At 73.6% G+C, this 14,579-nt stretch carries 1 protein-coding gene; it reads right to left on the bottom strand.

The window, feature by feature from the left end:
• Positions 1 to 15 precede the first annotated feature (15 nt).
• On the bottom strand, positions 16 to 14,579 hold a 14,564-nt coding region (locus tag L324_RS10355; protein WP_037306040.1), incomplete at its 5' end, for a type I polyketide synthase.

Genomic DNA, 14,579 nt, shown 5'->3' with positions numbered 1-14,579 from the left:
CCCGCGGGAACGCCGTCACCTGCCGAGCTCGTTGTTGATGAACGCGAAGATCTCGTCGTCCGAGGCATCGTCCAGCAGGTCGGCGACCGCCGTCTCCTCCGCGGTGTCCCCGTCGCCGGTCAACCGCGCCAGTGCGGCGTTCAGCCGGGCGGTGACCGAGCCGAGCACCTCCGGGTCGGCCGCCAGCCGTGCCAGGGTGGCGTCGAGCTGGTCCAGCTGCCCGAACAGGCTGTCCACGCCCGAGTCTTCGCCGGACCCCAGCTGTGCCAGCAGGTAGTCGGCCAGCACGGCGGGCTTCGGGTAGTCGAAGACCAGCGTGGCGGGCAACGTGAGCCCGGTGGCGGCCCGCAGCTGGTTGCGCAGATCCACCGCGGTCAGCGAGTCGAATCCCAGCTCGCGGAACGCCCGGCCCGGTTCGATGGCCTCGGGGCCGCCGTACCCGAGCACCGTCGCCGCTTCGGCACGCACCAGTTCGAGCACGGTCCTGGACCGCTCGGCCGGTTCCAGCCCGGCCAGCTTGTCGCGGAGGCCCGCCGAGCTGTCTTCGTCCGCCACGGGAGTGTCCTCGACAAGCTCGCGGACCTCGGGCAACCCGGTGAGCAGCCGGCTCGGCCGCCGGGTGGTGAACACCGGCGCGAACCGGTTCCAGTCCACGTCGGCGACGGTCACCGTGACGTCTTCCCGCGCCTGCTCCAGCGCGGTCAGCGCGCGCTCCGGGTCCAGTGCCCGCAAGCCCCGCTTCGCCAGGCCCTCCCCTGCCTCGCCCTCGGCCATGCCGCCGCCCGCCCAGGGACCCCAGGCGACCGCCAGCCCCGGGAGCCCGTCGGCGCGCCGCTGCTCGACCAGTGCGTCGAGGAACGCGTTCGCGGCGGCATAACCGCTCTGCCCGCCGCTACCCCACGTGGCCGCGATCGACGAGAACACCACGAAGTCCGACAGCGGCCTTTCCTTCGTGAGCTCGTGCAGGTTCACCGCGCCGTCGACCTTCGCGGAGATCACCGCGGCGAACTCCGCCTCGGTGCAGTCCGGCAACGCCGTCGACTGCGCCAGCCCCGCGGCGTGCACGACGACCGAGAGATCCGGCAGGCCGTCGAGCAGGGTGGCCGTCGCCGCCCGGTCCGCGACGTCGCAGGCGGCCAGGGTGACCTCGGTTCCGAGGTCCCGCAGCTCGGCCGCCAGCTCCTCGGCACCGGGGGACTCCGCGCCACGGCGGCTCACCAGTACCAGGCGGCCGGCGCCACGCCGGGCCAGCAACCGGGCGACGTGCCCGCCGAGAGCGCCCGTGCCGCCGGTCACCAGCGCCGTACCGGAAACCCGCCAAGGCCCGGAAACCGCCGGAGTGGCAGGCGTCAGCCGCCGGGCGAACACGCCGCCGGGCCGCACCGCCACTTGGTCCTCGGTCCCGTCGGCCAGCAGCCCGAGCAACGTGGTTACCGTGTCGTCGCCGAAGTCGGCGGGCAGGTCGACGACGCCGCCCCACACCTCGGGCCGCTCCAGCGCCACGACCCGGCCCAGGCCCCACACCAGCGCCTGCTCCGGCGAGTCCGGCCGGTCCGCCGGGCCGGTCGACACCGCACCCCGGGTGACGGCCCACACCTTGCCCGCGCTCTCGATGTCCACCATCGCCTGCACCAGGGTCAGCGTGGCGGTGGCGTCCAAAAAGGACAGTACGCCGTCCGCGCCGGCCTCGGTGAGCCTCGCGGCCCAGCAGTCGCGGCCGGTCACGCCGGAGATCAGCTCGGCGTCCAGTGCGGTGGCGAGCTTGGTCGCCGCCTGGTCGGTGCCCTCGCAGGCCACCACCCACCGGCCCGGCGGCCTGCCACCGGTGGCGGTGACCGGCGTCCAGCCCACGCGGTAGCGCCAGCCCTGGGCCACGGAGGACTCCCGCTGCCCGCGCCGCCAGGCGGAGAGCGCCGGCAGCACGCTGCTCAGCGACTGGTCGCCGCTCGCCGCCGTCAGGCCGGTCAGCGATTCGAGGTCCCCGGTGTCCACCGCCGCCCAGAACCGCTCGTCCACCGCGTCCGCCGCGGTCTGGCCGGGGACGGCGGGGGAAACCCAGTACCGGTCCCGCCGGAACGGATAAGTGGGCAGGTCGACCCGGTCGCCGTCGACCAACGCGGACCAGTTCACCGCCGCGCCGTGGGCGTAGAGCGCCGCGACGGCCGTCACCGCGGTCCGCGCCTCCGGCCGGTCGCCACGCAGCACCGGCATGAACAGCGCTTCCCCGTCGGGCAGACAGCCTTGTGCCATCGCGGTCAGCACGCCGTCCGGCCCGAGCTCGACGAACTTCGTCACCCCCTCGGCGGCCAGCGTCGCCACCCCGTCGGCGAAGCGCACGGCCTCGCGGACATGCGAAACCCAGTAAGCGGGCGTGGCCAGCTCGCCACCGAGCGAACCGGTCACATTGGACACCACCGGGATCCCGGGCTCGTGGAAGTCGATCGTGTCGAGTACGCGGGCGAACTCCTCGAGCATCGGTTCCATCAGCGAGGAGTGGAACGCGTGGCTCACCACCAGCCGCTTGGTCTTGCGGCCCTGTCCGGCGAACTCACCGGCCACCGCGGACACCGCGGCGTCGGCGCCGGAGAGCACCACGGACCGCGGGCCGTTGATCGCGGCGATGTCCACCGCGCCCACGCTCGCCTCCAGCAGGGCCCGTACCTCGTCCTCGGTCGCCTCGACGGCGACCATCGCTCCCCCGCCGTCGGTGCCCGAAGGCAGCGCCTGCATCAGCCTGCCGCGCGCGGCCACCAGTTCGCAGGCGTCCGCCAGTGAGAACACCCCGGCCACATGGGCCGCGACGAGTTCCCCGACGGAATGCCCCAGCAGGAAATCGGGCCGCACCCCCCACGACTCCAGCAGGCGGAAGAGCGCGGTTTCGACGGCGAAGAGGGCCGCCTGGGTGTACTCCGTGCGGTTCAGCGAGGCGGGGTCACTCAGGATCACCTCGAGCAGCGGCAGGTCCAGGTACCGGTCGAACTCCGCGCAGACCTCGGCGAGCGCCTCCGCGAACACCGGGAACTCCGCACTCAGCTCGCGGCCCATCCCCGGCCGCTGTGAGCCCTGTCCGGTGCACAGGAACGCGGTCCGGCCGGTGGAGACCACGCCGCGGGCGATCCCCGGCGCCGAGCCGCCTTCGGCGACGACGTCGAGTGCCCGCACCAACTCGGCACGGTCCCCGCCGACCACCACGGCGCGATGGTCCATCGCGGACCGGTGGGCGGCCAGCGAGAAGGCGACATCCGCGACCTCGGGCGTGCCGGACTCCACAAAGGACTTGAGTTCGGCGGCCCTCGCCCGCAGCGCGGACTCGTCACGGGCGGAGAGCACCCACGGCACGGTGGCCGGCGGTACGGACGGCGCGGCGGGCACCGAGGCCGGGACCGGCGGCGGCGCCTGTTCGAGAATGGTGTGGGCGTTGGTCCCGCTGATCCCGAACGACGAAACCGCCGCGCGCCGGGGACGTCCGTTCTCCGCCCACGGCCGGGCCTCGGTCAGCAGCGACACCGCACCGGCCGACCAGTCCACCTGCGAGGTGGGCTCGTCCACGTGCAACGTCTTCGGCAGCAGGCCGTGCCGCATCGCCATGACGACCTTGATGATCCCGGCGACGCCCGCCGCGGCCTGGGTGTGGCCGATGTTGGACTTCACCGAGCCCAGCCACAGCGGCTGCTCCCGGTCCTGCCCGTAGGTCGCCAGCAGTGCTTGCGCCTCGATCGGGTCGCCGAGCGCGGTTCCCGTGCCGTGCGCCTCCACCATGTCCACATCGGACGGTGAGAGGCCCGCGCTCGTCAGCGCCGCGCGGATCACCCGTTGCTGCGAAGGTCCGTTCGGCGCGGTCAACCCGTTCGACGCACCATCGGAGTTGATCGCGCTCCCGCGCACCAGCGCCAGTACGGGGTGACCGTGGCGTTCGGCGTCCGACAGCCGCTCCACGAGCAGCATGCCGACGCCCTCGCCCCAGCCGGTGCCGTTCGCGCCCTCGGCGAACGCCTTGCACCGGCCGTCACCCGCGAGCCCGCCCTGCGCGGAGAACTCCACGAACGCGCCCGGCGTCGACATCACCGTGACCCCGCCGGCCAGCGCCAGCTCGCACTCCCCGGCGCGCAGGGCCTGCACAGCCCAGTGCAGCGCCGTCAGCGACGAGGAGCACGCCGTGTCGACGGTGACCGCCGGTCCCTCCAGCCCCAGCGCGTAGGCGACGCGGCCGGACATCACGCTGGCCGAGTTGCCGGTGCCGCGGTAGCCCTCGAGGTTCTCCTCGGCTTCGAGCACCAGCGTCAGGTAGTCCTGGCCGTTGGAGCCGACGAACACCCCGGTCCGGCTGCCCCGCACGGACTCCGGGTCGACCCCGGCCCGTTCGAAGGCCTCCCACGAGGTCTCCAGCACCAACCGCTGCTGCGGGTCCATTCCCAGCGCTTCCCTCGGGGAGATCCCGAAGAACGCCGGGTCGAACTCACTGGCGCCGTGCAGGAACGCGCCCTCCTTGGTGTCGGAGGATCCGTCGCCCGGCTGCTGGAGCCGGTCCAGGTCCCAGCCGCGATCGGTGGGGAAGCCGCCGACGGCGTCACGGCCGTCGGCGATCAGGCTCCAGAACTCCTCCGGCGAGCGGACCCCGCCGGGGAACCGGCAGCCGATGCCCACGATCGCGATCGGCTCGTCGGTTCGTCCGGTGACCACGGCGGGTTCGGCCACGGCCGCGGTGTCGCCGACGAGTTCGGCGCACAGCCAGGCCGACAGCACCGACGGCGTCGGATAGTCGAAGACGAGACTGCTCGGCAGCGGCAGCCCGGTGGCGGCCTCCAGTGAGTTCCGCAGCTCCACCGCGGTCAGGGAGTCGAACCCGAGGTCGCGGAAGGCCCGGTCGGGCGCCACCGAGTCCCGTCCGGGATATCCGAGCACCGCGGCGGCTTCGGCCCGCACGAGGTCCATCAGCACGGTTTCCTGCTGTGGCCGGGAAAGCCCGGCCAACTTGCCGTCGAGCAACCCCTGCGCCGCTTCGGCCGGTTCCCCGGTTCCGGCGATCGCCGCCTCCGGCAACTCGGCCAGCAGCCGGGCGGTACGGGTGCCGCCGAACAACGGCGCGAACCGGGCCCAGTCCACGTCGGCCACGATCACCGACGGCCGCCCGGCGGCCACGCTGACCCCGAGCGCCTGCACCGCCAGGTCGGGTTCCATCCCCGGCAGGCCGAGCGCGCCGAGTCCGGCGGCGACCCCGGCGGCCATCCCGTCGCCCGCCCACGGACCCCACGCGATGGCGGTGCCCGGCAGGCCGTCGGCGTGGCGCTGCTCCATCAACGCGTCGAGGTGGGCGTTCGCGGCGGCGTACGCCGCCTGCCCGGCGCTCCCCACCGCACCGGCGAAGGCCGAGAAGACCACGAAGGCGTCCAGGTCACCGGTCAACTCGTGCAGGATCCGCGCACCCTCCACTTTGGACTTCAAGACCGCGTCGACCCGTTCGGCCGTCAAGCTGTCCAGCATGCCGTCGTCGAGTACCCCGGCGGTGTGCACCACGGCGGACACCGGGTGTTCGCGCAGCAGAGCGGCCACGGCTTCCCGGTCGGTGACGTCGCAGGCGGCGATGGTCACCTCGGCGCCGAGCGCGCGGAGTTCGGCTTCCAGCGCCGCGCTCCCCGGGGCGGCGGGGCCACGGCGGCTGGTCAGCACGAGGCGCCGGGCACCGCCCTCGGCGGCCCAGCGGGCGACCCGCGCGCCCAGCGCGCCGGTTCCGCCGGTGACCAGCACGGTCCCGTTCGGCCGCCAGCCGGTCTCCACCGGATCGGCGGCCCGGACCAGCCGCCGGGCGAAGACCCCGGACGGCCGGATCGCGAGCTGGTCCTCGGCCCCGGCCAGCGCGCCGAGCACCTGGGCGAAGGTCCGGTCGTCGGCCTTGGCCGGCAGGTCGAGGAGACCGCCCCAGCGCGCCGGTTGCTCGAGCGCGGCCACCCGGCCGAGACCCCAGGTCTGTGCCTGCGCTGGGTCCGCGACGCGGTCGGACGGCCCCGTCGACACCGCGCCACGGGTGATCGCCCAGCAGGGCGCGGTGATCCCCGCGTCGTTCAGCGCCTGGACGAACGCGATGGACGTGAGCACACCCTCGCCCGCCAAGCTCAGCAACGAGACCACGCCGGTCAGTCCCTCACCGGCCTCGCGAAGGCTCTCTGCGAGGCTCTCGCGATCGGGTTCGGTCAGGCCGAAGGGCACCGCATGCGCACCCAACGCCGACAGCAGTCCGCTGACGGCTTCGTCGTCCTGAAGTCCTTCGGGGAACGCCACCAGCCACCGGCCGGACGGCGGACCGGCGGGCTGGGACACCGGCCGCCAGTCCGCCCGGTATCGCCAGGAGTCCACAGTGGACCTTTCGGTGCCACGCCGTCGCCATGCGGACAACGCGGGCAGAACCGTCGCGAGTTCCTCCTCGCCGACCCGCAACGAGGCGGCCACCGTCGCGGTGTCCTCGCGGTCCACCGCTTCCCAGAACGCCGGGTCGCCGTCTCCCTGGCCCGCAGGGGCGGGTGCGGCGGCGGTCAGCCAATACCGCTCCCACTGGAACGCGTAGGTCGGCAGCTCCGGCCGGGCACCGCCGACGACGCTGCTCCACTGAACGTCCACGCCCCGCACGTGGAGCCGGGCGAGCGCGGTCACCGCGGTGCGCACCTCGGGCCGGTCCCGGTGCGACAGCGGGATGAAGTCCATCCCGCTGGCGTCGGGCAGGCAGTCCCGCGCGGCCGTGCTGAGCGTGCTGTCCGGGCCGACCTCCAGGAAGGTCGTGACCCCGAGGCCGTGCAGCGTCCGCACGCCGTCGGCGAACCGGACGGCCTGGCGTACGTGCGCCGGCCAATAGCCGGGCGAGGAGAGGTCGTCGGTGACCGCTCCGGTCAGGTTCGACACCACGGGGATCTCCGCGACACCGAACGTCAGGGTCTCCAGCACCGCGCGGAATTCAGGCAGCATCGGCTCCATCAGCGGGGAATGGAACGCGTGGCTGACCCGGAGACGCTTGGTCCGGTGACCCCGGTCCGCGAGTTCGGCCGCGACGCGCAGTACCACCTCTTCCATGCCGGACAGCACCGCGGCACGGGGGCCGTTCACCGCGGCGATGCCGGCGTGCTCCTCGGCTCCGCTCAGCAGCGGCAGGATCTCGTCCTCGGTGGCCTCCACCGCCACCATCGCCCCGCCGGACGGCAGCGCCTGCATGAGCCTCCCGCGGGCGGCCACCAGCTTGCAGGCGTCCGTCAGCGACAGCACCCCGGACACGTGCGCGGCGGCGATCTCGCCGACGGAGTGCCCCATCAGGTAATCCGGCCGCACTCCCCAGGACTCGGCGAGCCGGAACAGCGCGACCTCGACGGCGAACAACGCCGCCTGTGCGTGCACGGTCTGGTCCAGCAGGTCACCACCGGCGTACGTCACCTCGGCCACCGACCCGCCGAGCAGCTCGTCCAGCTCTGCGCAGACCAGCCCGAAGTGCTCGGCGAACACCGGGAACTCCGCGGCCAGTTCGCGGCCCATGCCCAGACGCTGCGAACCCTGCCCGGTGAACAGGAAGGCGACCTTGCCCTTGCCCTGTTCCCCGCGCACCACCCCGGCGCCGGACTCGCCCGCGGCCAGGACGTCGAGGGCGCGCGCGAGTTCGGCACGGTCGGCGCCGAGCACCACCGACCGGTACGGCAGTGCCGACCGTCCGGTGGCGAGGGCGTTGGCGACGTCCGCCGGTGCCGCCGTCATACCGTCCACAATGGAGCGGAGCCGGACCGCCTGTGCCCGCAGGGCCTGCTCACTCTTGGCGGAGAGAACCCACGGCACCACCGAGGGCGAGCGCGCGGGCTCCGGTGCCGCCGACGGCGGCGCCTGCTCCAGGATGATGTGCGCGTTCGTGCCGCTGATACCGAACGAAGAAACCCCGGCGCGCCGCGGCCGGGCGTCGTCCGGCCAGTCGCGGGCTTCGGTCAGCAGGGAAACAGCGCCCGCCGACCAGTCGACGCGGGAGGTCGGCTCCGCGGCGTGCAGTGTCTTCGGGAGCGAACCGTGCCGCATCGCCATGACCATCTTGATGACGCCCGCGACGCCCGCCGCGGCCTGCGTGTGGCCGAGGTTGGACTTCACCGAACCCAGCCACAGCGGCCGATCCCGGTCCTGGCCGTAGGTCGCCAGCAACGCTTGCGCCTCGATCGGGTCACCCAGCGCGGTCCCCGTACCGTGCGCCTCCACAGCGTCCACATCGGACGGTGCCAAGCCCGCACTCGCCAAAGCTTCGCGGATCACCCGCTGCTGCGAAGGACCGTTCGGCGCGGTCAGCCCATTCGACGCGCCATCGGAGTTGATCGCGCTCCCGCGCACCACCGCCAGTACCCGGTGGCCGTGGCGTTCGGCGTCCGACAGCCGCTCCACGAGCAGCATCCCGGCACCTTCACCCCAGCCGGTGCCGTCCGCGCCCTCGGAAAACGCCTTGCAGCGGCCATCCGCGGCCAAACCGCCTTGCGCGCTGAACCCTTCGAACGCGGTCGGCGTCGACATGATGGTCACCCCGCCGGCGAGCGCCAGCTCGCACTCCCCCTGCCTGAGCGCTTGCGCGGCCCAGTGCAGCGCGACCAGCGACGACGAGCAGGCGGTGTCCACCGTGACCGCCGGGCCCTCCAGCCCGAAGGAGTAGGCGACCCGGCCCGACACCACGCTCGGCGTGGTGCCGATCATGAGGTGGCTCTCCACGGCGTCCGGCAGGTCTCCCGCCCCGACGCCGTAACCCTGCGGGCCCGCGCCGACGAATACGCCGGTCCGGCTGCCCCTCAGCGTCGAGACGTCGATACCGGCGTGTTCGAACGCCTCCCAGGAGGTCTCCAGCAGGATCCGCTGCTGCGGGTCCATCGCCAGCGCCTCACGCGGGGAGATCCCGAAGAACTCGGCGTCGAACTCGGCCGCGTCGTGGAGGAACCCGCCCTCGTGGGCGTAACCGGCGTCCGGCTGCCAGCCGCGATCGGTGGGGAAGGCGGAGACCGCGTCGCCGCCTTCGGCCAGCAGCGCCCACAGGTCCGACGGCGAGGCGACCCCGCCGGGGAACCGGCAGCCGATGCCCACGATGGCGATCGGTTCGTCGGTCACCGTGGCCGCCCTGCTCACCGCGGTGGTGGCGGCCGTGGTGCCGCCGGACAGTTCGGTGCGCAGGTACCCCGCCAGCGCCTCGGGTGTCGGGTAGTCGAACACGAGCGTGGCGGTGAGCTTGAGGCCGGTCGCCTCGGTCAGGCGATCACGCAGCTCGACGGCGGTGAGCGAGTCGAAGCCCAGTTCGCGGAACGACGAACCGGGGGAAACGGCGTCGGGACCGGCGTAACCGAGCACGGCGGCGGCCTCGGTGCGGACCAGGTCCAGCAGGAACTCCTGGCGGGCGGCTTCGGGCAGTGCCCGCACCCGCGTGGAGAGCGCCGAGTCGGCCGGTTCGGCGACGGTGACGGCCTCCGTCACGGCCGCCAGCAGCGGACTGGGCCGGTGTGCGGTGAACACCGGGACGAACCGCGGCCAGTCGACGTCCGCGACGGTGACGGTGACCTCGTCGTGGTCGAGCGCGTACCCGAGCGCCGCGGTGGCCATGTCCGGGGCCAGCCCGGTCAGGCCGAGCCGTTGCAGCTGCTCCCCGGCCTCTCCGGCGGCCATGCCGTCGCCCGCCCACGGGCCCCAAGCCACCGACGTGCCGCTGAGACCCTGGCTCCGGCGCAGTTCCACCAGCGCGTCGAGGTAGGCGTTGGCCGCGGCGTAACCGCTTTGCCCCGCACTGCCCCAGGTGGCGGCGATCGAGGAGAAGACCACAAAGGCGTCCAGGTCCGAAGTGAGCTCGTGCAGGTGGCGAGCACCCGCCACCTTGGCGGCCACCACCTCGGCGAACTCGGCGGGATCGGTGTCGGCCAGCGCGGTCAGCTGCGGCACACCCGCCGCGTGCACGACCGCCCGCACCGGGGTGCCGTCGTCGGCGAGCCCGCGCAGGAGCTCCTCCACCGCGGCGCGGTCGGCGACGTCGCAGGCGGCCAGCGTGACCGCGCTGCCGAGCGCGCGAAGTTCGTCGGCGAGTTCGGCGGCTCCTTCGGCCCGCGCGCCGCGGCGACCGCAGAGCACCAGGTGCTCTGCGCCACGGCCGGCGAGCCACCGGGCCACCTGGGCACCGAGCGCGCCGGTGCCGCCGGTGACCAGCACGGTGCCCGACGGCCGCCAGACCGGTGCCTCCTCGCCGGACGGCGCCGCGCGGACGAGCCTGCGGGTGAAGAGTCCCGACGGCCGGATCGCGACCTGGTCCTCGGTTCCGCCGAGCAGCGACATCGCCTCGGCGGCCAGTGGGCTCCCGTCGGTGGGAAGGTCGATGATCCCGCCCCAGACCGCGGGCAGTTCGAGCGCGGCGACCCTGGCGATACCCCAGAGCTGCGCGGCGACCGGGTCGGGCGGCCCATCGGCCGCAGACACCGAGACCGCGCCCCTGGTCACCGCCCAGATCCGCGTGTCGAGCCCGGACAGCGCTTGGAACAGCACCAGGGATCCGGCGACACCCCAGTCGGTGAGGCCGAGCAGGGACACCACACCGTCCGGGGCGTGTTCGCGCAGCACACCCACGAGGGTTTCGCGGTCCAGCTCGGCCGGGGTCAGGCACAACGTCCGGGCGCCGGGCAGGGCGGCCACGACGGCCAGTGCCGGCTCCGTTGTCTCAAACCCGCTGGGAAGCACCACGAGCCAGGAGCCGGACGGGGCGTTTTCGCCGCCGGACAACGGTTCCCAGGCGATCCGGTAGCGCCAGCCCGCGGTCTCGGCGAGTTCGGACCGGCGACGGTGCCAAGCCGAGAGGGAAGGCAGCAGCGACCGCAGCGGCTCGCGGTCCTCGCCACGGATCTGGAGGGTCGCGGCCAGCGAATCGAGGTCGGCCCGCTCCACCGCCGCCCAGAACCGGGCGTCGACGGGCTCGCCCGCGTGGCCGGTCGAGGCCGGGGTGTCGAGCCAGAACCGCTCCCGCTGGAAGGCGTAGGTCGGGAGATCGACGAGGCCCGCGCCGGGGTAGATCGCGGCCCAGTCCGGTGTCCGCCCGCGAACCTGCAGCCCGGCGAGCGCGGCGAACAGCGAGTTCTCCTCGGGCCGGTCCTTGCGCAGCACCGGAAGGTACGTGACGTCCGGCAGGGTTTCCTTCGCCATCGCGGACAGCACGCCGTCCGGTCCCAGCTCGACCACCGTCGAGATGCCCCGGTCCCGCAGCACGGCGACGCCGTCGGCGAACCGCACGGCCTGACGGACATGGGCGAGCCAGTATTCGGCGCCCAGCGCGGTCGCCGGTTCACCCGTCACGTTGGACACCACGGGAATGGTGGGCTCGCCGAAGTGCAGCCCTCGCAGCACTTCGGCGAAGTCTTCGAGCATCGGTTCCATCAACGGCGAGTGGAAGGCATGGCTCACCCGCAGGCGCCGGGTCTTGCGTCCGGTCGCCGCGAGCCGCGCGACCACGGCGTCGACGTCGGTTTCGGCGCCGGAGACCACAGTGGACAGTGGGCCGTTGAGCGCGGCGATGCCCACGTCGCCGGAAAGCAGGGCGAGCACCTCGGCCTCGGTCGCTTCGAGCGCCGCCATGGCGCCCCCGGACGGAAGTGCCTGCATCAGCCTGCCGCGCGCGGCCACCAGCCTGCAGGCGTCCGCGAGCGAGAGCACCCCGGACACGTGCGCGGCGGCGATCTCACCGACCGAGTGGCCGAGGAGGACGTCCGGCCGGATGCCGAAGGATTCGGTGAGGCGGAACAGCGCGACCTCGACGGCGAACAGGGCGACCTGGGTGTAGCCGGTCTGGTCGAGCAGATCCGCTTCCGGCGTCCCGGCGCCGGCGAAAACCACTTCGCGCAGCGGGCGGTCGAGCAGGCCGTCGACGTTCTCGCACACCTCGTCGAACGCCTTCGCGAAGACGGGGAAACGCTGGTGCAGCTCACGCCCCATGCCCGGCCGCTGCGCGCCCTGGCCGGTGAAGAGGAAGGCGACCCCGCCCGGTGCGGCCGAGCCGCGGATCACCTGCGCCGACGACTTGGCCTCCGCGAGCGCGTCCAGACCGGCCAGCAGCTCGTCACGGTCGGCACCGAGGACCACGGCCCGCTCGTCCAGTGCCGATCGGGTCACGGCCAGCGAATACGCGGTGGCCGCGAGGTCTTCCGCGTCGGTCACGGTCTCGCGGAGCCTGCTCGCCTGTGCCCGCAGTCCGTCCGGTGTCTTGCCGGACAGCGGCAGAGCGAGGAGACCTGGGAGAGCCGGCCGCTCCGGCGCGGTCTCGGCCAGGACCTCGGCGGGCGCCTGTTCGAGCACGGTGTGCGCGTTGGTACCGCTCAGGCCGAACGAGGAGACCCCTGCCCGGCGCGGACGGCCGGTTTCGGGCCAGGCCCGGGTCCGGTCCACCACGGAAACCCGGCCCGCCGACCAGTCGACGTGCGGGCTGGGCCCGTCGAAGTGCAGCGTGCGCGGCAAGGTGCCGTGCCGCAGGGCGAGCACCGTCTTGATCACGCCCGCCACGCCCGCCGCCGCCTGGGTGTGGCCGATATTGGACTTCACCGCGCCCAGCAGCAACGGCTCCTCGCGGTCCTGCCCGTAGGTGGCGAGCAGTGCCTGCGCCTCGATCGGGTCGCCCAGTTCGGTACCGGTGCCGTGTGTTTCGACAACGTCCACTTCGGACGGTCGCAGTCCCGCGTTCGCCAGCGCGGCGCGGATCACGCGCTGCTGCGAGGGTCCGTTCGGCGCGGTGAACCCGTTCGAGGCGCCGTCGGAGTTGATCGCGCTGCCGCGGACGACGGCCAGGATCCGGCGGCCGTGGCGGCGGGCGTCGGACAGCCGCTCCACCAGGAGCATGCCCACGCCTTCGCCCCAGCCGGTGCCGTCGGCGGCGGCCGCGAAGGGTTTGCATCGGCCGTCCGCGGCGAGTCCGCCCTGTGCGCTGAATTCGGCGAAGGCGCTCGGTGTCGACATGACCGTCACGCCGCCGACCAGCGCCATCTCGCATTCGCCGCCGCGAAGTGCCTGCGTCGCGAGGTGCAGCGCCACAAGCGACGACGAGCAGGCGGTGTCGACGGTGACCGCCGGGCCTTCCAGCCCGAAGGTGTAGGCCACCCGGCCGGACAGCACGCTGGCGGAGTTGCCGGTACCCAGGTATCCCTCGGTCTCCTCGCCGCCCTGGTCCACCAGCGCGACGTAATCCTGGCCGTTGGTACCGGCGAACACGCCGATCCGCTTGCCACGGACCGAATCCGGCGCGATGCGGGCGCGTTCGAAGGCCTCCCACGCGGTCTCCAGCAGCAACCGCTGCTGCGGGTCCATCGCCAGCGCCTCACGCGGGGAGATCCCGAAGAAGCGGGGCTCGAACCCGGCGACGTCATCGAGGAAGGCGCCGTTCAGCGCGGTGGAGGCACCTGTCCGGAGCGGGCCGAGGTCCCAGCCGCGGTCGGCGGGGAAGCCGGTCATCGCGTCGCGGCCGTCGACGAGCAGCTGCCAGAAGTCCTCCGGGGTCGCGACCCCGCCGGGGAACCGGCAGGCCATCGCGACGATCGCGATGGGCTCGTCGGTGACGGCGGGCGCGGCGACCGCCGCCGGTGTTTCCGCCTCGGCGCCGAGAAGTCCCGCCAGCAGATGCGCGGCGAGCACGGCGGGGGTCGGGTAATCGAAAACCAGGCTGCTCGGCAGTTTCAGACCGGTCGCGGTGGCGATCCGGTTGCGCAGCTCGACCGCGGTCAGCGAGTCGAAACCGAGCTCCCGGAAGGCACTGCCCGAGTCCACCAGCGCCGGGTCGGGATATCCGAGGACCGCGGCGGCTTCGGTGCGGACGGTGGCGAGCACGACACGTTCCCGCTCGGCCGGATCGAGACCGGCGACGCGGGCCGCCAGCCCGGTGAGCCGGGGCCCGGTCTCCTCGGGCACCGGCGCGAGTTCGGCCAGCAGGCGGCTGGGCCGTCCGGTGCGGAACGCCGGCGCGAACCTGTCCCAGTCCACGTCGGCCACCACGGTGACCGCCCTGTCTCCCCCGGCGGCCCGGCCGAGCGCTTCGAGCGCGACTTCCGGAGCCATCGACGGCAGCCCCAGCGCGTCGAGGCCGCCTGCCGCGCGGGCGGCCATCCCGGCCCCGGCCCAGGGACCCCAGGCGATCGCGGTGGCGGGCAGGCCATCGGCACGCCGCTGCTCGGCGAGGGCGTCGAGCACGGCGTTCGCGGCCGCGTAGTTCCCCTGGCCCGCGCTGCCGATCGTGCCCGCGAAGGCGGAGAACAGGACGAACGCGTCGAGGTCGAGGTCACGGGTGAGTTCGTGCAGGTGAAGGGCCGCGTCCGCCTTGCCGGACAGCACGGCGGCGAGGCGGTCGGCGGTCAGGCTGTCGAGCACACCGTCGTCGAGGATCCCGGCGGTGTGGACGACCGCGGTCAGCGGTCCCGCGGTGGCGACGAGTCCCGCCACCGCGGCGCGGTCGGCGACGTCGCAGGCCAGGATCGTGACCTCGGCGCCGAGGTCACGGAGTTCCGCCGTCAGCTCGGCGGCGCCCGGCGCGTCCGGCCCCCGGCGGCCGGCGAGCACGAGCCGGTCGGCTCCGGCGGCCGCGG

Source organism: Amycolatopsis orientalis DSM 40040 = KCTC 9412 (assembly GCF_000478275.1).
Taxonomy (GTDB): Bacteria; Actinomycetota; Actinomycetes; order Mycobacteriales; family Pseudonocardiaceae; genus Amycolatopsis; species Amycolatopsis orientalis.
The sequence above is the reverse complement of the archived record's forward strand: the minus strand, read 5'-3'. Positions and strand labels throughout refer to the sequence as shown.